Source organism: Arthrobacter sp. Edens01 (assembly GCF_001307035.1).
In the GTDB taxonomy this organism is placed as follows: domain Bacteria; phylum Actinomycetota; class Actinomycetes; order Actinomycetales; family Micrococcaceae; genus Arthrobacter_B.
Map to the genome: position 1 here is coordinate 171538 of NZ_LKIU01000006.1, position 22375 is coordinate 193912.

At 64.1% G+C, this 22375-nt stretch carries 22 protein-coding genes; 7 read left to right on the forward strand and 15 right to left on the reverse strand.

The window, feature by feature from the left end:
• Window positions 1–31: 31 nt before the first annotated feature.
• Genes hpaE through AO716_RS15330 form a run of 3 tightly spaced genes read right to left on the reverse strand, consistent with a single transcriptional unit; the run spans window position 32 to window position 3741 of the window.
• Complete coding sequence (gene hpaE, locus AO716_RS15320) at window positions 32–1549, reverse strand: 5-carboxymethyl-2-hydroxymuconate semialdehyde dehydrogenase (RefSeq protein WP_055242567.1); 1518 nt, start codon at window positions 1547–1549, stop codon at window positions 32–34.
• Between the two features lie 42 nt (window positions 1550–1591).
• Window positions 1592–2266: a GntR family transcriptional regulator gene (locus AO716_RS15325; protein WP_055242569.1), complete on the reverse strand. Its 675-nt coding sequence runs from the start codon at window positions 2264–2266 to the stop codon at window positions 1592–1594.
• Window positions 2263–3741 (reverse strand): fumarylacetoacetate hydrolase family protein, encoded by a 1479-nt coding sequence (locus AO716_RS15330; RefSeq protein WP_055242571.1) that lies wholly within the window; start codon window positions 3739–3741, stop codon window positions 2263–2265. The genes AO716_RS15325 and AO716_RS15330 overlap by 4 nt, the downstream gene beginning before the upstream one ends.
• Before the next feature lie 194 nt (window positions 3742–3935).
• Between AO716_RS15330 and AO716_RS15335 the strand changes: the two genes are divergently transcribed.
• Both AO716_RS15335 and AO716_RS17350 read left to right on the forward strand, forming a co-directional pair.
• Entirely contained in the window at window positions 3936–4511 is a 576-nt protein-coding gene (locus AO716_RS15335) for a DUF6932 family protein (RefSeq protein ID WP_055242572.1), read from the forward strand.
• Window positions 4504–5430, forward strand: a complete 927-nt coding sequence (locus AO716_RS17350) for a hypothetical protein (protein WP_152970009.1) — start codon at window positions 4504–4506, stop codon at window positions 5428–5430. Before AO716_RS15335 ends, AO716_RS17350 begins: the two co-directional genes overlap by 8 nt.
• Before the next feature lie 44 nt (window positions 5431–5474).
• Here AO716_RS17350 and AO716_RS15340 read toward each other — a convergent pair whose 3' ends face one another.
• The 6 genes from AO716_RS15340 to AO716_RS15365 form a co-directional block, all read right to left on the reverse strand.
• Entirely contained in the window at window positions 5475–7091 is a 1617-nt protein-coding gene (locus tag AO716_RS15340; RefSeq protein WP_055242574.1) for a hypothetical protein, read from the reverse strand.
• 285 nt (window positions 7092–7376) lie between these two features.
• Entirely contained in the window at window positions 7377–8921 is a 1545-nt protein-coding gene (locus tag AO716_RS15345) for a DUF6297 family protein (protein WP_055242576.1), read from the reverse strand.
• 3 nt (window positions 8922–8924) lie between these two features.
• Window positions 8925–9611: an ABC transporter ATP-binding protein gene (locus tag AO716_RS15350; RefSeq protein ID WP_055242578.1), complete on the reverse strand. Its 687-nt coding sequence runs from the start codon at window positions 9609–9611 to the stop codon at window positions 8925–8927.
• A 29-nt stretch (window positions 9612–9640) separates the two neighbouring features.
• The gene (locus AO716_RS17620; RefSeq protein WP_055242580.1) at window positions 9641–10225 is read right to left on the reverse strand and encodes a hypothetical protein; all 585 of its coding nucleotides are present in this window, start codon (window positions 10223–10225) and stop codon (window positions 9641–9643) included.
• Window positions 10226–10255: 30 nt separating this feature from the next.
• A complete protein-coding gene (locus AO716_RS15360) occupies window positions 10256–10873 on the reverse strand; it encodes an RES family NAD+ phosphorylase (RefSeq protein ID WP_160317936.1) in 618 nt (205 codons plus the stop codon).
• Window positions 10870–11514, reverse strand: coding sequence for a hypothetical protein (locus AO716_RS15365; RefSeq protein WP_055242584.1), 645 nt, complete (start codon window positions 11512–11514; stop codon window positions 10870–10872). The genes AO716_RS15360 and AO716_RS15365 overlap by 4 nt, the downstream gene beginning before the upstream one ends.
• A 157-nt stretch (window positions 11515–11671) precedes the next feature.
• Between AO716_RS15365 and AO716_RS17360 the strand changes: the two genes are divergently transcribed.
• Window positions 11672–11965, forward strand: a complete 294-nt coding sequence (locus AO716_RS17360) for a hypothetical protein (RefSeq protein ID WP_152970010.1) — start codon at window positions 11672–11674, stop codon at window positions 11963–11965.
• A 42-nt stretch (window positions 11966–12007) separates the two neighbouring features.
• Here the strand turns inward: AO716_RS17360 and AO716_RS15375 are convergent, their stop codons facing one another.
• From AO716_RS15375 to AO716_RS15385, 3 genes are all read right to left on the reverse strand, one after another.
• Complete coding sequence (locus AO716_RS15375; protein ID WP_055242588.1) at window positions 12008–13525, reverse strand: SLC13 family permease; 1518 nt, start codon at window positions 13523–13525, stop codon at window positions 12008–12010.
• 255 nt (window positions 13526–13780) lie between these two features.
• Window positions 13781–14914, reverse strand: a complete 1134-nt coding sequence (locus tag AO716_RS15380; RefSeq protein WP_055242590.1) for a Vms1/Ankzf1 family peptidyl-tRNA hydrolase — start codon at window positions 14912–14914, stop codon at window positions 13781–13783.
• Between the two features lie 186 nt (window positions 14915–15100).
• Complete coding sequence (locus tag AO716_RS15385; RefSeq protein ID WP_235472130.1) at window positions 15101–15811, reverse strand: TetR/AcrR family transcriptional regulator C-terminal domain-containing protein; 711 nt, start codon at window positions 15809–15811, stop codon at window positions 15101–15103.
• Between the two features lie 100 nt (window positions 15812–15911).
• On the opposite strand from AO716_RS15385, the gene AO716_RS15390 reads away from it, so the two are divergent.
• Complete coding sequence (locus AO716_RS15390; protein ID WP_082413644.1) at window positions 15912–16628, forward strand: DUF4386 domain-containing protein; 717 nt, start codon at window positions 15912–15914, stop codon at window positions 16626–16628.
• A gap of 36 nt (window positions 16629–16664) precedes the next feature.
• Complete coding sequence (locus AO716_RS15395; protein ID WP_055242592.1) at window positions 16665–16892, forward strand: hypothetical protein; 228 nt, start codon at window positions 16665–16667, stop codon at window positions 16890–16892.
• Window positions 16893–16913: 21 nt separating this feature from the next.
• Here AO716_RS15395 and AO716_RS15400 read toward each other — a convergent pair whose 3' ends face one another.
• Together AO716_RS15400 and AO716_RS15405 are read right to left on the reverse strand one after the other, a co-directional pair.
• Window positions 16914–18164 carry a polymer-forming cytoskeletal protein gene (locus tag AO716_RS15400; RefSeq protein ID WP_055242594.1) on the reverse strand — a complete coding sequence of 417 codons (1251 nt, stop codon included), beginning with the start codon at window positions 18162–18164 and terminating at the stop codon, window positions 16914–16916.
• Between the two features lie 167 nt (window positions 18165–18331).
• A complete protein-coding gene (locus AO716_RS15405; protein ID WP_235472131.1) occupies window positions 18332–19108 on the reverse strand; it encodes a carboxymuconolactone decarboxylase family protein in 777 nt (258 codons plus the stop codon).
• A 120-nt stretch (window positions 19109–19228) separates the two neighbouring features.
• On the opposite strand from AO716_RS15405, the gene AO716_RS15410 reads away from it, so the two are divergent.
• Window positions 19229–19933, forward strand: coding sequence for an NADPH-dependent F420 reductase (locus AO716_RS15410; protein ID WP_082413645.1), 705 nt, complete (start codon window positions 19229–19231; stop codon window positions 19931–19933).
• Window positions 19934–19997: 64 nt separating this feature from the next.
• Here the strand turns inward: AO716_RS15410 and AO716_RS15415 are convergent, their stop codons facing one another.
• Complete coding sequence (locus AO716_RS15415; RefSeq protein WP_321164376.1) at window positions 19998–21482, reverse strand: DUF4041 domain-containing protein; 1485 nt, start codon at window positions 21480–21482, stop codon at window positions 19998–20000.
• Here AO716_RS15415 and AO716_RS15420 point away from each other — a divergent pair.
• A complete protein-coding gene (locus AO716_RS15420) occupies window positions 21469–22374 on the forward strand; it encodes an NADPH-dependent F420 reductase (RefSeq protein WP_082413646.1) in 906 nt (301 codons plus the stop codon). The two genes, AO716_RS15415 and AO716_RS15420, sit on opposite strands and share 14 nt — an antisense overlap.
• The last annotated feature ends 1 nt before the right edge of the window (window position 22375 follow it).

Here is a 22375-nt window from a genome sequence, read left to right on the forward strand (position 1 = left end):
GGTTCTCCTTTGAACAGAGTGCGGGGGGGATCTAGGCGTCGATCTTGGCGGCGTCGTCTGCGCCGAAGCGCGGCGAGTGGGCCTCGTTGAGGGTGATCTGGATCGACTGCTGCGTGGTGTAGAAGTCAACAGAGCGGTAGCCGCCCTCGCGTCCGAGGCCGGAGGCTTTGACGCCGCCGAACGGGGTGCGGAGGTCGCGCACGTTGTTGGAGTTCAGCCACACCATGCCGGAGTCGATCGCGTGTGCGAAGTTGTGTGCGCGCTTCAGGTTCGAGGTCCAGACGTAGGCGGCGAGCCCGTACTTGGTGTCGTTCGCGAGCTGAAGCGCCTCTTCGTCGGTGTCGAAGGGGGTGATCGCCACGACGGGGCCGAAGATTTCCTCCTGGAAGATCCGCGCGTCCGGCTTCACATCGGCGAAGACGGTCGGTGCCACGTAGTTGCCGGTGGGGAAGCCCTCGGCCCGGCCGCCGCCGGCCAGGAGACGGCCTTCGGTCTTGCCGATCTCGATGTAGCTCATGACCTTGTCAAAGTGGTTCGGGTGCACGAGTGAGCCAACCTCGGTGGCGGGGTCGCTCGGAAGCCCCACCCGGATGTTCTTCGCGCGCTCGGCGAAGGCGGCCACGAAGTCGTCGTAGATCTCACGCTGTACGAGCACGCGGCTGCCGGCGGTGCAGCGCTCGCCGTTGAGGCTGAACACCCCGAAGACGGTGGCATCAAGGGCAGCCTCGAGGTCCGCGTCGGCGAAGACGACGGCCGGGCTCTTGCCGCCGAGCTCGAGCGAGAGGCTCTTGAACTGCGGCGCGGCTGCGGTGGAGATGGTGGCGCCGGTGGAGCTGTCGCCGGTGAAGGAAATGATCGGCACATCGGGGTGCTTCACGAGGTAGTCGCCGGCGACGCTGCCGGACCCGAAGATCAGGTTGAAGACGCCGTCCGGCAGGCCTGCTTCACGGAAGATCTCGGGCCACAGCACAGCGGAGAGCGGGGTGTAGCTGGCCGGCTTCATGACTACGGTGTTGCCGGTGGCGATTGCCGGGGCAAGCTTCCAGGATTCCTGCATAAACGGAACGTTCCAGGGGGTGATCAGGCCGGCGACGCCGATCGGCTTGCGGTTCACGTAGTTGATCTGGCGTCCCGGCACCTTGAACGCGTTGTCTTCCTGCGAAACGATGAGGTCTGCGAAGAAGCGGAAGTTCTCGGCTGCACGGCGGGCCTGGCCCTTGGCCTGGGTGATGGGCAGGCCGGAGTCGTAGCTCTCGAGGAGGGCGAGTTCTTCATCTCGTGATTCGACGATGTCGGCGATCTTGTGCAGCACCCGGGACCGCTCCCGCGGCAGCATGGTGGACCACGGGCCGTTCTTGAAGGCGTCCTTGGCGGAGGCCACCGCGCGGTCGACGTCTTCCGGCTGCGCTGAAGCAACCGTGGCGTAGTTTTCGTTCGATACCGGTTCCTGCACGTCGAACGTGGCGCCGTTGAGAGAATCCACGAACTCACCGTTGATGAAGTGCTGGAGGTGCGTGGGCAGGTTTTCCGGAATGTTGTGCTCAGCCATTTGCTTCTCCTTTGATGCTGCGGACATTGAGGGGGTTTGGGTTTAGCTGGTGGTGCTGGGGGTGTGCTTCAGGTAGGCCTCGAGCGTGGCGACCCGGTGGGCGCGGGCAGCGGCCTCGATGGTGCCGGCGTCGGCCTTTGCCTCGATCAGTTCGAGCAGTCGCTCGTGCTCGGCAACGGAGTCCTGGGCCCGGCCGGGAACGTAGCTGAAGGTGGAGGAGCGCAGCGCGCCCAGCCGGTTCCAGCCGCGGTGGACCAGGTCCAGGAGGTGCGGGTTGGGGCAGTTGGTGAACAGGGCGGAGTGGAAGTCCCGGTTCAGGGCGGTGAAGCGGACCGGATCGAAGTGCTCCAGGCAGTCGCGCATTTCTGCGTTGATTTCCTTGGCCTGAGCCAGGTCCTCTGCCGTGACGAGCGGTGCGGAGAGCGCCGTCGCGTACCCTTCCACCAGGCTCAGGGTCTGCATGGTGTAGAGGTATTCGGTGGGGTCGATGCCGGTGACGGTGGCGCCGACGTTCCGCTCGAACCGGACCAGCCCTTCGGCCTCCAGCCGGCGGATCGCCTCACGGACCGGGACCGCCGAGCAGCCCAGCTCCGCGGCGATCCGGCCGAGCACCAGGCGGTACCCGGGACCGTATTCACCGGAGGAGATCTTCGACTGGACGGTCTGGTAGGCCTGTTCGGCCTTGCTCACCGTGCCAGCGTTGGACGAGGTGCTCACGCCTGTTCCGCCGCCCAGGCCTCGTACTTTTCCTTCCACGCCGCGTTCATCGGGTAGAGGCCGTCGACGCCGTGGCCGGCCTTGACCATTTCGGCGATGAACTCTTCCTGGTGTTCCTGCTTGATGCAGGCGTCCACCAGTTCCTCGGCGATGGCCGGCGGGATGACCAGGATGCCGTCGTCGTCGGCCACGATGATGTCACCGGGCTGGACGGTGGAGCCGCCGCAGGCGATGGTGATGTCCGTGTCCCAGGGGATGTGCCGGCGGCCAAGCACCGCGGGGTGCGGGTTCGCGCAGTAGACGGGCAGGTCGAAGCTGGCAACGGTGGAGTAGTCGCGGACGCCACCGTCGGTAATGATGGCTGCGGCGCCGTTGTGCATGGCGCGCAGGGCGAGGATGTCGCCCAGGGTGCCGGTGCCCTTTTCGCCGCGGGCTTCCATGACCAGGACTTCGCCTTCGCGGACGGAGTCGATGGCGCGCTTCTGCGCGTTGTAGCCGCCGCCGTGGGTCTTGAAGAGGTCCTCGCGGTTGGGGACGTAGCGCAGGGTGCGGGCGGTGCCGACTACCTTGCGGCCGGTCTTGGTGCCGGTGAGGCCGTCGATGGAGACGTTGTTCAGGCCGCGGGCGCGCATCTGCGAGCTGAGCGTGGCGGTGGCGACGGATTCAAGCTTGGCCTTCAGCTCCGGGGTGAGGGCCGACGTCGGTTCCTCCGAGGGTGCGAGGCCCGCCTTCTCGGCGGAGCCCCAGGCTTCTTCGCGCTGCTTGTCGTCGATCTTGGGCTGCGCGCCGAAAGGGGCCAGCGGCGTCGTGCCTTCGGTGACGGTGGTGCTCAGGCGTCCGGTGGTCTGGCCTGTGGAGGGGGAGTCAACTTCAATTTCGACGACGTCGCCCGGGACTGCCACGGAGGCGCCGGCGGGGGTGCCGGTGAGGATCATGTCCCCGGGTTCGAGGGTCAGGAGCTGGGATAGGTCGGCGACCAGCTGGGCGAAGGGGAAGAGCAGGTCTTCGGTGGTGTCATCCTGGGCGAGCTCGCCGTTGACCCAGGTGCGCACGCGCAGGGCTGCAGGGTCCACGGAGGCGGCGTCGAGGATGGCCGGGCCCACGGGGGTGAAGCCGTCGCCGCCCTTGGAGCGGAGGTTGGAGCCTTTGTCTGCCCAGCGGAGGTCGTACACGCCGAGGTCGTTGCTGGCGGTGACGCCGCCGACGTAGCTCCAGGCGTCTTCGATGCTCACGCGGCGGGCGGTTTTGCCGATGATCAGGGCGATTTCGCCTTCGAAGCCGAGCAGTTCGCAGCCGGCCGGGCGCTCGACGGTGCCGCCGGTGAGGGCGAGGGAGGAGCTGGGCTTCAGGAAGTAGGAGGGCATCTCCGGGGTGCGTCCGCGTTCGGCTGCCCGGCTGGGGTAGTTGATGTGGACGGCGATGACCTTGCCGGCCCGTGCCAGTGTCTCCGGTGTGGCGGTGCTGCTCGTGGACATCTCACTCCTGGATCAAGTACGAAATCGTATATGATCCATAGTGCCTTGTGCGGTGGGTCACGTCAAGGGGCTGTTGGCGCTGTCAAGACAAGCCGACACCAAACTGTGAGGTGTCAACTTGTCACCCACATGGGTTACCCTGCACAAACGTGAATTTGTGAGAAGGAGCATGTGGTGAAGTTGGGGGAGCTGGGATGATCCCGGTCTTTAATCAGGACGGGCATCTACCTTTGGGGCGCTACAGCACGAGCCCCGACCAGGCGAGAGCTGTTCTAGTCGATGATCCGCAATTTGCCTCTTCAGCAACACGTCCGGGCCTGTGGGAAAACTTGGAAACTTACTTGGCGGAATTCTTGTACCTCGAGGAGAAGTACGCCCATCTTCTCCCCGGTCCTTTGCTTGACCGTATCTGGCTTGGTGGTAGCTTCGTCAGCACAAAGTTGGACCCACGCAACGTAGATGTGACACTCATCATCAACAAGGAGGCGAAGGACGTGCTGAAAGGTCGCCAAGGCGCAGGACTCTTCACGCGCAGCCGCGCTTCCGTTCTCTCGAAGTATGGTGTGTCGCCTCTGTATCTCAATTACAAGCCAGTCGTCAGCGTCTTCAAACTCGATGAGCTTGAGGATGATGAAAGGACCTACCTGGCAGCCCGTGGAGCATGGGATGATTGGTGGCAGCGTCGGCGTCAAAGCGGACTGCAGCAGGAGCCTACTCTCGAAAGCTGTGTCCCTCGTCGAGGCTACTTGGAGGTGGTCCTAAGTGACTGAGCTTTCAGCATGGCGTGAGCGCGTTCTTACGCGTAACCGGAAAAAGCTCGATTCTGAGATCGAGCCGTCTGAAGAGCTGGATTCTGTCGGGTGGGATCGCCTGGAACGATCACAATGGTTAGAGGCTGCGCAATCGTTCGATCCGACGGCGAGCTTGCGCGAGGAACTTTTACTCCGGTTGGTTGGTAGTACCGCGACAAGTTCAGGTTTGCGTTTGGAGTGGGAAGGATTGTTGAAGCCTCTGCAGGAAGCTATAGCGGCCGGTACGGATGAGACCGCCATGGAACTTGCGGGTTTTTCCCGAGGTAGTAGCGTCCTCCATTTCCGTGCAGTCCGTAAGGCGCCAGTTGAACGCCTAGGAGGGGATTCTGGCGCTGTCCTCCATGAAACACCGCTGGCTGCACCCGCTCGTAAATTAATAGAGATCGTCTCGGCTGTTGAGGACGAACGAGACATACGGAAATGGTCTGCTTCTACCCAGTTCGAAGGGCTTGAGAGGTTAGTGGAGCAACTGCGGCGCTTGGAATTGGAGGCAGAGTTCCGTTACTACGCACGTAGCGGCGACGTAAGGGCTGCACGATTGTCTGAACGGGGAATGGGATACATAGACGCGCTTTCCCAGCCCGAGGAAAGCCACGACACTGTATCAATAAGCGGAAGAGTGACGGAACTGCGCCAATCAGGGCACGCTAAGGTGAAAGCTGGTCCGAACAGAAACGCAACTGCTTACGATGTGCAATTCGACACCAGTCAATTGACGGGAATGCGCCTGGTTCTTGGCCAGAGTGTTCATTGGGAGGTTCGGACTGTTTCTGTCAAGGACAAACTGGGGCGGCTTCAGTCTCTGAGATACGAGTTTGAGCGCGACTTGGGACTATCAGTGCAACAGGAGATAGATCCCAAGGGGAGCAATCGATAGTGTAAGTAGGGGGATAATGCTAATCAGGATGCCCGCCCAGGACTTTACTTGTACGTTTTGATGCCAACGTGCTGGACCACAAGCCGGTATTTTTCCTGCTCGAGAGCGAAATGAATACGACCACATTCATTAAGTTTTACCGCGTCTTTGACCTTGACGTGAGGTGTCGCATCTAATCCCGTGCGTCCATCAAACTCAAATGAGTTTAGCCAGCGCATTTGTTTTCCGTTCCATTTACTAATGGTCTGGTCTGTCAAGGCGACTGTAAGGTTGTGTTCATTCTTGAACCATGCGTCAAGTTTTGGCATATTTTGCTCGGTGCCACTGTAGAGCGCGACTGCCGCCTGGGCAAGGCGCACGAGTTTTACAGTCATGTCGTCAGGTTCCGGATAATCGATATCTTGCCAAGATTTGTGCGCGCGGTCAGTGAAAACAATGTGGTCCATCGCTGCATCGGTAATGGCAGTAAAGGTCTCTTCCGGGTTATGGCGGGGTGTGAGGGTGGGGATTTGGGTCCATGGATCGACTAGGATCGTGCCGGTATTATTTGTGACGACCCCCTCATATGACTCGCGCCATGTCTTAGCTTCGAGGAGGGCTTTCTCTAGGTCGGCATCACGCGCCGTTAACTGGGCACTTATGGAGTCGAGACTTTGCATGGCGTCCTCGCCTATTTCCACAAGTTCGGCATTGGATGCTTGGAGAACGGCAACTTGACGTTTCAACGCATCGATTTCACCCCTGTGATCGCTCCGATCCCGAGCAGTCTCGGCCTGCAGGAGAAGTTCACGCATGTGAGCTTCTGAATCGGCCTGTTTTACGGTGGCCCAGATTTTGTCCCTGCCATGGGACAGGGCAGCAATCGAACCCAGCCTTCGCGTGAGGGAACGCAGAATCTCATCCCTTCCTAGGTCGCGAATCTCGGCGGCGCCGATAACCATGGGATTCGCTGCTAAGGCTGGCCAAACGAGGGTGAGTCCTCCGAAGGGCACGGCCGCTCCGGAATGAGCCGCTGCGATGGCTTGCGATGTGGCGAAATTGAGGGTTAGCGTGCGGGCAAGGCCGAGCAACTTCTTGGACAGGGTTCGTGCCACATCCCAGGACTCGGGCGACCGGACATGAACCAGCACAGTCGGGAGCCGATTGGGGAGTGGAAGAACCTCGGACACCGCCTGCGCTTCAGCGAGGGTTTTTATCTGCAGATATCGACCCTCGACACGCTGCCCCGCGGAGTAGAGGGCCAAAGCTGGATCCTGGTCCAACCGTCGCAGGATATCTGGCTGGTAGACATCTGTAGACGATACGGGCATCAAGCTGGTGTGGGTGGCCGCACGCCCGATTCCGATCCGGAACCGTGTCCTTTCTCCAGCCGTTCCGACGGTCACCCTGGTTGTGAGATTTAGGCCAGTTTCCGCGGTCTGTTGGACCACCAGCTTGAGCGCGCGTGTTTGGTCGTTCGAAACAACTTGCCATTCTCCGCGCCGCGACACGGTGCGCCCGTTTATGTGTGCCGGTGCCAGCTCCTGCTGACCTGATTCGTCTAGCGCCTCGGCGAGTAGCGTTTTCGATGAGTTAGAAAGCCATCCTGCCAAGTGACGAAGTACCCGGTTATAGTTGTCATCCCCTTGGACCTCGAGTTCCACTACATAGAGCAGCTCCATCTGTGCTTGCCTCTCCCCGCGCGAGTCAATATTCGGAAGCCGCTGACGCCCACACCGTTTTCCTGTTGTTAGTTTGGTTAGATGAGATGGAACAGGAGAATGGGGTGCCCGCTGCAGCTGCAGTCTATGCTAAGTCTTTTTACCCGGTCACTTACTCCGGCGTGACAATTATTCTTGCTGCGCGCTGTCGCTTGAGAGCTTGCGATCACTAAAGGCCACATGGCCGGAGCGAGTATGGAATACGGGAATGACGTTGACCGGTCGTCATGCTGCGCACGAATTGCCCTATTTCTGATCCGAGTACATCACCACAAGAACGCACACCGCCGAAAAACCAGCCTGCGCCAGCAGCAGCACCCCGGGCACATAACCCAGGAACAGCCCGAGCAGCAGCGGAACCAGCGCCAGCAGCGTCGTGTCGAAACCGCGGATCATCGACCCGGCCTGCGCGCTGGGCATCGGACCGAACGGCGTGTCCTTGGGCGGAAGGCTCCAGTCAGGCTGGACACGGTAGGCCCCCCGCACCACCGACGCACCAAAACCGACACCAGCCAGCGCGCCGAGGGCGATCAGCGAAGGATCGCCTGCGCCGAGCAGCACCAGCACCGCACACAACATTGCCGTCCACAGCGCCAGAGCGGCGGCAGGCAGAGCCATCCGGCTCAACCGCACGACGGACACCGACAACGGCAGCAGCATGTCCAGACCCGGCATGATCGCCGTCCGACGTGCCACCGCGCCCAGCCCCGGGGCCGCCGCAAACACGGCAACCGCAATTATCCCCAGCTGCACCAGCGGAGGCTGCGCGCCGCCGGCCAGCAACACGACCGCGAACACCGCCAGCACCAGCACCGGACGAATCCACAGGCCGCGGGTCCGCAGGAACGCCGCGGTATCCGCACGCAGCAGAGCACCAAACGGCGTCCGCCCGCCCCGCGCATACCAGCGCGCCGCACGGCCGGAGGCAACGCCGTCGGGCACTGCCGACAGCGCACGGCCCACCTCATTGAGATCCATCAGGAACACTGCGGCACCCGTGTGGCCGGACACCGCGCCGCCGCGGATCAGCTCCCGGCCCGGAACCCGATCCAGCCGGGCGAACACGAGCAGTCCGAGGGCAACGGTGACAGCTAGGCCGCCGACCGCGAGCACCGAGGCCCCCGCAGCAACCCGCACCGTGAACAGGCTCAGAAGCGCCAGCACCAGCAGGCCGGGAAGCATGCCGCGGCGCCGCTCAGCCGCCGACGGCGGATCCCGCCGGGCCTGCTGCAAACCCGCGAGCAGCACGGCAGAGACCGCAGCCACCCCAAACGTTGCAGCCGCCAGGACCTGTCCCCGAACACTGGTCTCCAGGTCCATCACAAACCCGAACGGCAGATACAGCACGGCGGTGCCCGCCCACACGAGCAGCAGGCGCCGGACCAGCCGGCCGGCCAGCATCGGCCGCCGCTCCAGCGGCAGGCTCAGCCACCAGTACCCTTCGGGACCGCTGACCGCCGCGGGACCCAGTTTCCGGGCGATCACCATCACCGCAGCCAGCGCCGCGAACACCAGCACAGCCGCTGCCGCGCCGTCGGGCAGGGCGAACGACGGCGGCGCCACCAGGGTGCGCCCGGAACCGACGTTCCAGGCCTGGGCGACCTGCTCGCGCAGGGCCAGGACGAGTCCCACAGCCAGGGCTGCAATGGTTCCGAGCGCCAGCACAGCGGTGTAGACGTCGACGAAGACATCCCGGAACCGGGTCCGGCCGCGGGAAAACGCCCGCGAGGCCTGCCGGGTGTAACGGACCGGGTCGAACGGGGGAGGTGCCTGGACGGTGTCGGCGGTCATAAGTCAGCGTCCGGCGATTTCCGCGGCGGCGCGCTCGGGCGCGATCTCCCGGACGTCGTCGTCAATCAGCAGGCACCGCTGCGCGGTGGCCAGCAGCAGCGCCGGATCGTGGGTCACCAGCAGGACCGTGCCGCCGCCGTCGGCATAGGCCTGGATGCGTTCTCCCACCCGTTCGCGCATGGCGGGGTCCAGGCGCTGCTCCGGTTCATCGAGGATCAGCAGCGACGACGGGCGGATCAGGGCCGACGCCAGCAGCAGCCGGCGGCGCTGGCCGGAGGAGACGGAGGCGGGAACGGCGTCGGCCCTCTCCTGCAGGGCGAAGAACTCCAGTTCGGCGTCGACGGCGGCATCCGGATCCGGCACCGAGTGGCCGCGGGCGACCAGCTGCAGGTGCTCGCGCAGCGAGAGGGACGGGAAGAACGCGTCCTCGTCGAACAGGGCCGCGACCGAGCGGCGGAACGGGATCGCGTCCTCGTTGACCGGCAGCCCGTAGACCCGGACCTCGCCGTCGAGCATCTGCTGCTTCCCGGCAATGGTGCGGGCGGCCGTGGACTTGCCGGCACCGTTGAAGCCGACGACGCCGAGGATCTCGCCTGCGTCGGCGCGTGCCGTGATTGACCCGCACACAGGCATGCCGCCGTAGCCTACGGACAGGTTGGAAATATCGAGCACGGCCCCCGGGAAAGTCATGGGGTTAATCTAACCGGGCTGGGCAGGCGTCATTTCGTGCGCGGCGAATTACTACGAGCCGCCGCATCCGCGGGCGGCAGATGGGCGGAATCAACCGGCATGGGCCAGCGACCCGTAGCCCGGTGGAAATCGATGGCCTGCATCATCGGCGCCACATTAAAAGCACCGACGTTCAGACTGTATTTGACGCCATTGGCGAATCTGACCCACAGAAACGGCTGTCCTCGCATTCGCTGCATCCGGTAGTCGACAATGTCGCTGTAGGGGAGGACATGTTCCGGTCCAAAGATCTTGCGGAAGGCCAGCTCATACTGGCGCGGTGCCACATAGACCTTCCGGTAGATCCAGAGGAACATCAACCCGCCAGCAAAGATGGCCACGGAACTGATGACCATCCCAATCTCCGGGTTTTCAATGGACAGGGCGGCCAGACCCATCAGGAGCCCGACGGCGATGAAGAGCCACCCGACTCCCGGCACCACCTTGGGCGGGCGGATTCGTTCCGGATGGTCCTTGGAGCGGTTGGGGTGTTTTCGTGCCCACCAGGAAATAAGGGCGATGGACAGAGTTATGCCGGTCGTGATCGCGATCTCCAGGATCGTCCCTGTTGACATGCTTCCCCCAATTACGTTTGTCTGCAGTATCTACCTGCGCACCTCAATCCTCAGCGGCGCGCAGAGCTGCGTCAGCCAGTCAGCGTCACTCGGCAGCGCGAACGCCCGCCCGTAGGCCGGGTCCACTTCGAAATCATCCTCACGCACGCGGTCACCGAAGAACACGTAAGCCTTCTCCGTGTCGCACTGGCGGCTCATCCAGGCAATGCCCTCAAAGCCCGCTGCGTGAGCAGCTTCCGCCCACAGGACAGTCTCGCCATATCGGCTGGCCGGCGTCCGGGTGACGTCCTCAGCGGCGGCACCCATGGTCCTGAATCCTGTCCCCATGAATGATGCCAGGCGCAGCGGGCGCAGGGCTGTCAGCCGGCCCATCACTTTGTTTTGATAGTCGCCCGGCAGCAGTGCCCCGCCACTGGCCGGAATGTCATGCAGCAGGGTCTCGGAGATCGCTGCGATCTCCGACTCGCCCGCATAGAGGACCGGCATGGGCGGGTCCCCGAAAAACGCAAAGCGGGTCCGGGTGCCGAGGCCGGGATTGAAGGTGTCCGCATGCCTGTCCGGGCTATTGGTGAACAGCCGGTACAGGTGCGTTCCTTCATCCAGTACGTGTGTATCGGCGGTGAGCGGTCCGGGCGGGCCAGGGGTCACCACTCGACCCCGAAGTGCCCCTGCGCAGCCGCCAATACTGCGTCAGCATCCTCCAGCCGGTCCACGGGCCGGTCATCATCGAGGTAGCCGGACGGCAGGCAAATCCACTGGGCAAGATCCTCCTCGCTGCGGCGGGCCTGGCGGCCCAGCTGAATCAATGCGGGGATGACCTGATGGACGTTCCCGTTCCGGTCGAACTGGAATCCGGGGTAGAGGACGGCATTGCCGCGTCGGACGCCGAGCAGCTGCCCGCTCTCACGACGGTCGTGGGCCAGCGTGCTGCGGCCCTTGGCGCGGGACCCCAGGGTCTTGGACGCCTCTTGGGCACTGAGCATCCCGAACTCCCGCTCCATGGAGCGCCACGCGTTCTCCGTGGCCATGGCGCCCTGGGCCAGTTCAGGCGTGACCGCGGGAGGGAGGGACGCCAATGCGGGACGGAGGGCATCGAGGCTGCGCTGCGCGTTCACGACGGCGTCCAGTGCAGGCGCCAGGGTCTGTGACCGGCGCGCGAGCGCTTCGACCAGCAGCTCGACGCCGTCGTCCTGCGCGTCGATCAGCTGGAGGGCCTTATCCAGTGCGTCCTGACGGTCATCCGGGTGGTTGTGGGATTGGTTCCGAGCGTGCGGGGGATGGAGTGTCATGGGGCCCTCTCGCGGCAGGTTCCGACATTTCCTACGTTTTATTCTAGCGTTGGGACTGTTGGATGGGGAGTCTACAGGACAGGCCAGCGCCCGGGGGAATATACCCGACCCATCCGTCCTCGGGCTTCCACTATCTGCCGGTTGCTACTCTGGGCCGATGCCCAAAGACACCGCAGATCCCGTCGCCGTCTGCCGCCAGCTGGACCAGATAAACCGCCGGATCGCGAAGCACCCGCTGAACTCGGAGAAGTTCACCCGGGCTCGGGCCCTCATGCGGGAGGCGCCCGCCGAGGAGCGCGGGACGGTCAGCGCTGCCCTCCGAGAGCAGGACCTGCCCAGCGTTCCCACACAAATGAGGATGATGCTGTTCGGGCTGACCTCGCTGGCGCGGTTGAACCGGCGTCGCATCAAGCTGGAAGAGCAACTCGCCGATGCCGAGGGACGGGGCTAGGGGAACAGGCCTGACCGACGTGCCAGAAAAGCCCTCGTTCTCCTAGTACACGATTCCAAAGACCCAGACGGCCAGCGTGAACGTAACCAGGGTGGTCAGCACCAGGGCGATGAGGTTCAGCCAGACGCCTGCCTTGACCATGTCAGCTATTTGGACGTGGCCGGAGGAGAAGGCGATGGCGTTGGGCGGAGTCGCCACCGGCAGCATAAACGCGCAGGTGGCGACAATGGCCACAGGAATGACGAGCAGCAGCGGATCAACACCCAGGCCAAGCGCCACGCCGCCGATCAACGGAAGGAAGGTTGCCGCCGTCGCGGTGTTGCTGGTCAGTTCAGTCAGCCCCAGCACCAGGGCAGCGATCAGCAGCACGATCAAGATCAGCGGGAGGGCCTCCAGCCCGGACACCTTGGTGCCGATCCATTCGCTGAGCCCGCTGGCGGTGAAGCGCGAAGACAGGGCGAGGCCGCCGCCGAAGAGGATCAGGATGTCCCACGGCAGATCCTTGGCGCTGGACCAGTCCAGCAGGGGCACACCCTTTTTCACGTTTGCGGGGATGACAAAGAGCAGAATGGCCACGCCCATGGCGATCACGGCGTCGGCGAAGTTGGAATCCGGCCAAAGCAGCGGAACGGTTATCCAGGACGCGGCGGCGAGGACGAAGATGGCAAGCACCTGCTTTTCGCCGCCTGACATCCGGCCCAGGCGCTTGTATTCGCCGCGGATCATTTCCTTGCCGCCGGGTATCTCCGTGATCTCCGGCTTGAAGATGACAAAGGTCAGGAGATACCAGGCGAGAGCCATAAAGATGACGGCCAGCGGCACGCCCACCAGCATCCACTGGGCAAAGCCGATGTTCACGTCATGGGCGTCCGCCATGTACCCGACCATCAGGGCATTTGGCGGGGTTCCAATGATGGTGCCCAGGGAGCCGATCGACGCCGAGTATGCAATGCCGAGCATCAGCGCAATGCTGAAATTCCGCGGAGCTTTCTTCTCTTCGTTGAGATTGGCTACCAGGGTGAGCACGGAAATTCCGATGGGCAGCATCATGACTGCCGTTGCTGTGTTGGAGACCCACATGCTGAGGAAGCCGGTGGCGATCATAAAGCCGGCAATCAGCTGTTTGGGTTTGGTTCCCACCAGGAGCACCGTGGCCAGCGCTATCCGGCGGTGAAGGTTCCAGCGCTGCAGTGCCAGGGCCAGGAAGAAGCCGCCCATGAACAGGAAAATGATCGGATCGGCATACGGCGGAGCTGTCTCCTTGATGGTGGACACGCCCAGGGCCGGAAAAAGCAGCAGCGGAAGAAGCGCCGTCGCGGCCAGCGGAATTGCCTCGGTCATCCACCAGACCGCCATCAGCACGGCAATGGCAGCTGTTGCGCGGGCAGGCTGGGCGACATCCTGCGGCATGATCAGGTAGACCAGCGCTGCCAGCACCACGCCGAGCGCCAGCCCTGTGCGTTTTCGCAGCAGCACCCGCCGGTCTTCGGCCGGAGCGAGCAGCCCCGGGGCGGTATCTTCCTCAGTCTCAGTACTTGATGCAGTGCTGGGCTGTGTCACGGGTGCTGTCCTCCGGTCAGGCGGGCGGGCGTTCCGACCATACAACCGCAGCTCCGCAGTGGTTGCAAATGCCGGACGCCCATGTCAGAGCCATAAGGAGGTACTTCCAGAGGGCGTCCCCATGCCTGTTTAAAGGACGTGCCGAGCCTTCAAAAAGCACGCCGCCGACCATCTCCAACAGCGTCCACCCCTTTGAGGACCAGGCTGATCCTGAAGGTGACGGTAAGGAGCCGCCGGCCATTCCGGGCGGCCGTTTCAGCTCCCCGGCGCCTCAGGGCCGGTGGGCCAGCGCAGCAGTGCAGCCGCATCGACGCCGCGCGGGAGGACGCCGTCGGGCACCAGCAGAAGACTGGCATCGGTCAGGGAAGCCGCACGGACCAAGGCCGCCGGGGCAGGGACCTGACCCAGGACCTCAGCGCCGAGGGAATGCTCCGGGGCACTGGCCACCCAGGGTTCGGCTCCGAGTGCCAGCAGGTGGTGGCCTGCCAGCGCGGTGTCGTTCAGGATCATGAGCTCCACCTGCGCCTGCTGCAGGGCAGTCAGCACCCCGCCGAAACCGGTGACGGACTCCGGGTTGGCCTGCCCCTGCTGCTGAGCCAGCCGATCCATGATCTGTTCCTGCTCTGCAGCCCACAGCAGGGCAATGCGTTCCTGGACTTTGTCCTCGAAGGCCCTGCGGCCAGTCCTGGACTCCGGCATGTGGGAATCGATCATGCTGACCAGCGGCTTGTGGGCTTCGGCTAGCTGGTCCCGCACCAGTCCCCGCGCCCGGACGTCACCGGCAAGCACGATCAGCCTGGCTCCGCTGCTGTCCACGACCCGGTCGATCTGCTCCGCGACCTGGTCCGCGTTGCGCCGCCAGACCTGCTCGGTCTGCCGCTGGAACTTGTCCTGTGACCAGCCGCCGGCGGGGAGCTTGGTGATGTCTTCCTTCTCGCCCTTCACATCCTCGACGGAGGACTCTTCACGGCCGACGAAAAGCAGGCGGATCTCCGCGTCCTCCCGCGAGACTTCCGCAACAATGTAGGGCAGTTCCTCGGGGCGGTGTTTGAGCAGCGGCAGCAGATCGGGAATCGGATCCACCGAGACCCGCTCCGGCAGTACCAGCTCTCCGGGCAGGAGTTCGTTCAACGCCACCGTGCCCTGCTGGACGAGGAGGTAGCGGGACGCCGGGGACGGAACTCCTTCGGCGGGAAGTACCGCGGTCTCCGCGGCTTCCTGGTCCTCCGGTGGTGCACCCTGTTTAGCCAGCGCCCTCCTGACGTCGACCGGGCGGACCTCGGCGGCCTCCAGGCTGTCCACGTTCCCTGCGGAAGCGTCTATGTAGGCGACGCACCAGGGGCCCCTGCGCCGGTAAAGGTCAGCAAATTCGTGGAGTTTCCGGGTCATGACGATCTCCTTCCGCAAGGCCTGCGGCCCCACAGCGAATCAATCCGTGCCCCACGCTAGCACCGGCGTCGGCAGCATTTACAGGTGCAGCGAAGCTGCTGCCCACCTTGCCGCGGACTCTCTTCGGGATAGGTGCTGGCGGCCGCAATCTGCCTAGGCCCCGACTCAGCCGGGCGCCAGGCGCGGTTAGGACTCCACCACGCGCCAGGAACCCCGCAGCTTTTCCACTCCGTCGAGCAGCACATCGAGCCCCACGATGAACTCGGCATCGTAGTCGTACCCGCTCCGGGCCAGTTCGGACACGACTTCAATCAGATAGGGATACCGCTCGGCCGCCTCAGCGGTTTCGCCTGCGTGGGTGTCGGCCGCGGCCTTGGCGGACTCCTCCGGCGTCTCGAAGGACAGCGTCTTCTGCTGCAGTGCAAAGCCGTAGACGTACGCGTCCAGCAGGGACATCACGTGAACGGTGCTGCGGAAGCTGAAGCCGCTTTCCCGCAGACAGCCCAGCATCGCGTTGTGCTGCTTCAGGTTCTCCGGCCCGGGCTTGCCGGCAGCCTCCATCAGGCCCACCGCCCAGCGGTGCCGGAGCATGGCGTTCCGCAGCGAGGCCGCGCGCTCGCGCATCGCCGGCTTCCAGCCATCGCGGGCGCGCGGCTCCGCAACCTCAGACCAGACGAGGTCCACCATCCCCTCCAGCAGCTCCTGCTTGTTGGCCACGTGCTTGTACAGCGCCATGGGCACCACGCCGAGTTCCTGCGCCAGCGTCCGCATGGTGAATCCGTCAATGCCCACCTGGTCAGCCAGTACGACGCCGGTGCGGAGCACCGTTTCGCGGTTCAGGCGCGGCCGGCGCGCGCCGGGTACAACCTCGCCCTGCTTCTTTGCGTCGATGTTCATCAGCCTTTCCTGGAAATTGCCTCTTGACGGAGTGTACGCCATACACCTACGGTCGGTACCACTTGGTGTACGTGGTACACCTTTCGCCGACAGGAGCTTCATGAACCCGCTGGATAGAACCGCCCGGACCGCCGGGATCCTGTTCCTTCTCACCTTTGTCTCGGCCATTACAGGCGCTGCCCTGTATGCGCCGCTGCTCTCCGACCCCGGCTACGTCACCGGCCCGGGCGCTGACACGCGGATCCTCTTCGGCGCCGTCTGTGAACTGGTGCTGATCATCGCGAACATTGGCACCGCCGTCGTGCTTTATCCCGTCCTGCGCCGCTACAGCCCGGCAGCGGCCGTGGGCTATATTGCCGCCCGGATCATGGAGTGCGCACTGATTGCAGTGGGCATTCTGTGTGTCCTTACGGTGGTGAGCCTGCGCCAAACAGGCGACGCCGCCACTTACCTTCCCGTTGCGCAGGCTATCGTCGCCCTGCACGGCTGGACTTTCCTGCTCGGGCCGGGGTTCGTCGTCGGTATTGGGAACGGGTTGCTGCTCGGGTTTCTGATGTACCGATCCCGGCTGGTGCCTCGGCCCATGGCACTGTTCGGGCTGGTGGGCGGTCCGTTGATGTCCCTCTCCGGCATTGCCGTTCTCCTCGGTGCCTACGGGCAGATGTCGGTTCCCTCCGCGCTCGCGACGATGCCGGAGATCATCTGGGAAGTCTTCCTGGGGGTCTACCTGACGGCCATCGGCTTCCGGATCAAACGGGGCGTGGGCGCGCGGGCAGCGGCACCGGTGCCGCCGTCCATGACGCACCGATCTGGTTGAAGGGGGAAAAGAACCGGGGTGTGATTGGGTAGCCCGATGGACAACTACGTAAGCTCCAGCACCTTTTGGTTCACCCTGGCCGTGATCAACGCGGGCCTGGCCGAACAGAAGAACCGCTCACGCTGGGTCTGGTTCCTTGTTTCCATCCTGCTGGGTCCAATCGCGACCCTGCTGATAGTGGTCTGGCGGGCACCGGAGCCGGCCCCGCCGTCCATGACCCGCCGCGGAGGCTGGCAGGAACCCGCGCCCGAGCAGCCGCGTTGACGCGACAGCTCCGGCCGGGAATTACTGCGCCGGGGGCGGCGGCTGCACCGGAGGAGGCTGGACCGGGGGAGGGGTCTGCGCCGGGGGCGGCGGAGGCTGTCCGCCGTCGTACCGGGGACCGCCCGCCGGACCCGTGCCCGGGGCACCGCCGGCCGGGCCCGCGCCCGGATCCAAGCCAGCGCCAGCCGGCAGCTCGCGGCGCCACGGCCGCTTCTCGTAGATGGCCAGCAGCTGCGCGCCGAGGCCGAAGAACACCATGGCGAACCAGACCAGGACGTTCAGCCACGGGATCTGCAGCGCCACGATGAGGATAAGCCCGCCCACAAGGGCCATGACCACGGGATGCCGGCGGTCGCGGAAGATGAGCCGGCCGAGGTAGTACGCGCTGAATACGAACGTAGCCAGCATCAGCGTGAGCCACACCAGCAGGGCAGTCAGCGCCAGGGGAGCTCCAATGACCGTGGCCAGCAGCAGGAGCAGCACCAGAGGAACGGCGATGAATGCCACGAACCCCACGAGCAGGGCCTTCCAGGGCCGGGGGATGAGCTGGTTGGTCACCCGGTGCAGCAGGCGGGGAAGGAGCCACCCGGCCGCCAGCGTGATGAGGCTGAGGGCAACCAGTGCGTAAAGCAGGCCGAGCAGCCAGCCGACGAACTTTTCCCCGGCGGTTGGTTCCTCGTTGGGCTCCGGAACGATCTGCTCAATGGTGCCGGTGACCGCGCCGTCGGAGATGTCTGCTTCGTTCGCGGAGTTGTAGGTAACGTTGCCGCCCACTGTTCCGTCAATGGTGAGGTCCCCGACACCAACCTCTACGTCCCGGCCAATCGCACCGGCAATGTCGATGTCGCCCGCGGCACCCACCAGGTCATCACCAAACGAGCCGGTGTCCGTGAGGTCTATGGTCGAAGCGAAGATGGTGCCGCTGCGGGAGACTTCCCCGCTGATGGTCACATCCTGCCCGGCGAGACGCAGGTTGCCGTCAACGTCTCCGGTGATGTTGATTGTCTGGCCGGCCGCAATGACGTCGCCCGTCACGTTGCCGGAGATGGTGATGCTCTGTCCGGACACGTAGATGTCGCCGGACACGTCATCCCGGACATCGACGTTCAGCCCGCTGTAGAACTGCGGGCCCGAGCCGTCGTTGTCCCCGTAGGGTGCAGCAGGCACCGACTGCGGGGTGGAGGCGAAGGCGCCGGTTCCCGCGCCAAGCACCAGAATGACGGCGGCCAGGACTATGGAGAACGCCCGCCGCGGAGCTGGGGGAAGTCTCATTGCGTTGCCTTTCAGCTATCTGCATTGAACGCATCTACGACGCTTTTGATCCTGACTCGGGCGAGGTCCGTTGATTACGTCAGGGTTCACGGCAGCGGAGTCCCTGCGCTCATGATCGCCCCGGCGAAAGCAGCTGTAAAGGCACCGCCGGCAGCTGCGGCAAACCCCTACAGATCCCGCACCGCGCGGATCGCAGCCGCGGCTCGGGGAAAACCGACGTACGGAAAGCACTGGACCAGGGCCGCGATGACCACCGTTTTGGAGCTGCCCGTCTGCAGGCAGGCCCTGCCGTGCGGGCCAAGCTGGGCCGCGGTATCTCCGATTGCTGCCAGCGCGCACAGCACCAGCAGTTCCCGCTGCGCCAGGGTGAGCCCGCCGCGGGTGTAGAAATCGCCGAAACAGAACTCGGTCAGGAACCGGGGGATCGCTTCGTTGAACGGCTCCGGCAGATCCGAGAGGTCGTCCTTGATTTCCGTTCCGTACAGCGGAGTCTGCAGGGCCAGGCCGCGCTGGTACCTGGCGGCGTCGTCGACCGTTCCCTGCTCCGGCAACGGCAGCGCGATGCCGTGCTCCGTGAACACCACATTGATGGTGGAAACAGCGTTGAGGGTCCGCGGAAAGCCGATAAAAGGCGCCAGCTGGTACACCGCTTCCCGAAGCTGCACCGGCGTGACACCCGTGGCAAGCGCGCCGGCGGCATGGGCGCGGAGCTGCGGCAGGGTCTGCAGGCAGGTCAGCACTGTGACAGTAATCAGCTCACGGGTCTGGTCATCCAGCACCCCGGTACCGAAAACGTCGCCAAAGATGAAGCGGCGCAGGATTTCCATCAGCTCGGGATCATCCTCGTGGGCACCCTGGTCCCGCGGTCCGAATAGCCGGGCATACGTCGCTTCAGCCTGCTCACGCCGGGATGAAGGCTCCAGGGGACGGTCCTCTGTGGTCACGATGCGCTCCTTCGGCCGGGTTCTGCGCGGCTGGACCCCTTTCCCATGCAAGCACGCCGGTGCGGGGTCTGCCAGAGACCCCTGGGGAATGAGCGCAGCCGGGGCCGCGTTGTCCCATGCATGAGCAGCACACCGCCCAGCGCCCTGCACGTTCCCTCCTCCACGGCTGACGACGCCCCGGACACGCTCCACGTCGCCGTGGTCGGCGCCGGCAAGGCCGGCACCGCCATTGCCCGCTCACTCCTCGACGCCGGCTACCGGGTTTCCATCTCCGCCTCCGGTGACCCCTCCCGGCTGGAGCTGATGATCGACTTCGTGACCCCCGGAGCAGAGCCGAAGTGGACGCGCGACGCCGTTGCTGACGCAGACCTGGTGGTCCTGGCCCTGCCGCTGCACCGATTGAAGACCATCGATCCTGCCCTGCTGGCCGGGCGGGTGGTCGTTGACACCATGAACTACTGGCCTCCGGTGGACGGCGAAATCCCCGCCTTCGCCGCAGGGGACCGGCCTTCCTCCGAAGTGGTGCAGGAAATGTTCCCGGGTGCCGCCGTCGTCAAGACCTTCAGCCACACCGGCTACCACCACCTGGAACCGGACCGCCGTCCGGCCGGTCACCCGGAGCGGCGGGGCCTGGCCGTAGCCGGCAACGAGCACGACGCCGTTGCCCTGGTCTCCGCAGTAGTGGACCGGATCGGCTACGATCCGGTCCCCGTGGACTCGCTGGCAGGCACCGGTTTCCTGCAGCCCGGCGGACCCGCTTTCGGCGCCCGGCTGACCGCGGCGGAGCTGCGCGGACTCGCCGCCGTTACCGCCCCCGTTGCCTAGGTCCGAGGCTGATGGAGCGCCCGCGTTAGATCAGAGGCGCGGGGTGCTCGAGGCGAAAGCCTTCTCACATTTTGGCTTCCAAATTGCCACGGCTGAGCTGAAACTCTTCCGCCACGTAATCCGTCCGGAACTCCACTACTTCGACGCGGTGCTGCTTGAGCGCCTCCAAGACCTGGGTGGGGTTGACGTAGAAGAACTCTCGCCGGGTATTGATTTTGTTGACGCGCTGTTCTGCGAAAGTGCGGTGGAGCATGGCCTCCACGCCCACTGCATCCTCGGCGAAGAAGAGTGCATGGACATCGAAGGTGAACGGCACCGACGCGTCGCCCAGTTCACGGACCCGGTCCATCGGCTCAAGCCGCCGTGTCATGCCAATCTTGACCATGTTTTCTCCGAAGGCGCCCACATTTGATATGACGTAGACGTACCCGGCACGGATATTGGCCGCACGGTAATCCACGTCGGCAATTGCCCGTTCGGCGTCCAGGACGAGTTCCCTCATACGAGCTGCCCCGTCAGCATCTCCCTTGGCTTCAAGCGCCGCCAAGGTTGTCTGGTAGTGATTGAGTTCTTTCTCCAGTTTCTCTTTTGCCTGTGCCAGTTCCTGTTCGACGCGGCGCTGTTCCCTAAGCTCTGCTTTCCGTTCTCGTTCTGCTTCCTTTTCTGCTTGGAGAGCCTGCAGATGGCGGGAGGCTAGGGACAATTCGATCAATCTAAGACGGTGATACTCAGGGCTCACTGCCAGATCGATCATGGTGCCCTGCCTCATGATCTGTTCCCGGGCTTTTGAAAGCCGTGCCTGGGCGGTCTGAAGGTTCCCGGCTTTGACTGTCTTGACGCAATTCTCCGCTTCCGCGTTGTAAGCACGAAGCATGATTTGCGACATCTGGGCGACGAATTTCTGCCCTTGCTTCGCCGAATTATTGAAGGTGAAGTTGCTGGTCGCTGTGATAGCAGCCTTCGACCGAACCATGTCCTTGATCTGAGACCGCACGACTTCCAGCTCCGCAGCCAGTTCGGCGGAGCTTTCGGCGGGGTGCGAGTATGCGAACAAACCGGCGTCCTGGAGTCCCGCTTGGTCATGGATGGAAACGATCTCTCTCCGTGCCACCGCGAGTTCTTGCTGGATTGCTTCCCGCTCTCGCCCAGCAGCTGCCATCTCGGCCTGGAATTCTGAGCGGAGTCGACGGAGCTGTTCTTCGGCTTCCTCTCTCAGCCGTGATATCTCTGCGAGGTCTTGGAGCCCGTGTGCGTCAATCAGGCGCTGCAGCCGTTCGTTCTCGGCGAGCTGCTCCTGAGCCACCTGGCGGGCGTTGAACAGTCCCACCTTTTTTCTACCCGGTCCCGTCCGTGTCCGGTCTGTGCTCTCTGGGGTTCCCACAGTTTCCTGGGAGGTCGACGGTGGCACCGAAGAACCTGTATCAGGAACCCCCGGATGCTGGATGGGCTGGGTGTGTTGAGTCCATTGCTGGCCGTCCCACCAACGCACAATCTGTGGGTTCTGGCCGTCCGGGTACCATCCTGCGGGTGTCTGCATGTCACTTCCCATCGTGTGCGTCTTCGCTGGTCCACGTTCTTCAGTCGTACTTATTCTTTACCACCCGTCTCCGACACCGAACTCGCCGCCGTCACTGCCCCCGTGGCCTAGGTCCGAGGCTGGGACCCGGGAATTATCCCCGGCCGACGTTGCTTGCACACACCACAACCACCGAAGGGATGCAGACATGGCGACACTGGGAATCATCGGAAGCGGAAACATTGGATCGGCTGTGGCACGGCTGGCCGTGGCAGCGGACATAAACGTGGTCATCGCGAATTCACGCGGTCCGGAATCCCTGCAGGATCTGGTCGCTGAGCTGGGCCCGCTGGCCAAGGCCGGAACGGTGGAAGAGGCAGTCAACGCCGGCGACGCCGTCGTGCTCTCAATCCCGCTTATGGCGGTGAAGAACCTTCCCGAGGGACTGCTGGCCGGCAAGCTGGTGCTGGATACAAGCAACTACTACCCCTCCCGGGACGGACGCATCCAGGAACTGGATGACAGCACCGTGACCACAAGCGAAATGGTGAGGGACCAGCTGGGCGGGGCCCGCTACGTCAAGGCGTTCAACAATATTCTTGCGGCGCATATCCCAGCCCTGGCCCGCCCCGCCGGAACGGACGACCGCACTGCGCTGCCGATCGCAGGTGATGACGCCGCTGCCAAGTCGGAGGCCGCAGCCATCATCGGACAGCTTGGCTTTGACACGGTCGACGCCGGAACGCTGGCAGAGAGCTGGCGGTTCGAGCCGGACACCCCGGCTTATGGGCGGATCTATTTCTCGGACCCCAACGCCTCCGATCAGCAGCTTGCGAGCACCCCTCCCGGCGTGACGCCCTCGGAACAGGTCCGGTCAGCGCTCGACGCCGCCACCCGGGTGAACGTGGCGGAGCGCCGGTTCTAGA

Coding starts and splice junctions, on each gene's coding strand:
- hpaE (WP_055242567.1), bottom strand. CDS start 1,549: ATGGCTGAGCACAACATTCCGGAAAACCTGCCCACGCACCTCCAGCAC.
- AO716_RS15330 (WP_055242571.1), bottom strand. CDS start 3,741: ATGTCCACGAGCAGCACCGCCACACCGGAGACACTGGCACGGGCCGGC.
- AO716_RS15335 (WP_055242572.1), top strand. CDS start 3,936: ATGATCCCGGTCTTTAATCAGGACGGGCATCTACCTTTGGGGCGCTAC.
- AO716_RS15340 (WP_055242574.1), bottom strand. CDS start 7,091: ATGGAGCTGCTCTATGTAGTGGAACTCGAGGTCCAAGGGGATGACAAC.
- AO716_RS15345 (WP_055242576.1), bottom strand. CDS start 8,921: ATGACCGCCGACACCGTCCAGGCACCTCCCCCGTTCGACCCGGTCCGT.
- AO716_RS15350 (WP_055242578.1), bottom strand. CDS start 9,611: ATGACTTTCCCGGGGGCCGTGCTCGATATTTCCAACCTGTCCGTAGGC.
- AO716_RS17620 (WP_055242580.1), bottom strand. CDS start 10,225: ATGTCAACAGGGACGATCCTGGAGATCGCGATCACGACCGGCATAACT.
- AO716_RS15365 (WP_055242584.1), bottom strand. CDS start 11,514: ATGACACTCCATCCCCCGCACGCTCGGAACCAATCCCACAACCACCCG.
- AO716_RS17360 (WP_152970010.1), top strand. CDS start 11,672: ATGCCCAAAGACACCGCAGATCCCGTCGCCGTCTGCCGCCAGCTGGAC.
- AO716_RS15380 (WP_055242590.1), bottom strand. CDS start 14,914: ATGACCCGGAAACTCCACGAATTTGCTGACCTTTACCGGCGCAGGGGC.
- AO716_RS15385 (WP_235472130.1), bottom strand. CDS start 15,811: ATGAACATCGACGCAAAGAAGCAGGGCGAGGTTGTACCCGGCGCGCGC.
- AO716_RS15390 (WP_082413644.1), top strand. CDS start 15,912: ATGAACCCGCTGGATAGAACCGCCCGGACCGCCGGGATCCTGTTCCTT.
- AO716_RS15395 (WP_055242592.1), top strand. CDS start 16,665: ATGGACAACTACGTAAGCTCCAGCACCTTTTGGTTCACCCTGGCCGTG.
- AO716_RS15400 (WP_055242594.1), bottom strand. CDS start 18,164: ATGAGACTTCCCCCAGCTCCGCGGCGGGCGTTCTCCATAGTCCTGGCC.
- AO716_RS15410 (WP_082413645.1), top strand. CDS start 19,229: ATGAGCAGCACACCGCCCAGCGCCCTGCACGTTCCCTCCTCCACGGCT.
- AO716_RS15420 (WP_082413646.1), top strand. CDS start 21,469: ATGTCACTTCCCATCGTGTGCGTCTTCGCTGGTCCACGTTCTTCAGTC.
- AO716_RS15415 (WP_321164376.1), bottom strand. CDS start 21,482: ATGGGAAGTGACATGCAGACACCCGCAGGATGGTACCCGGACGGCCAG.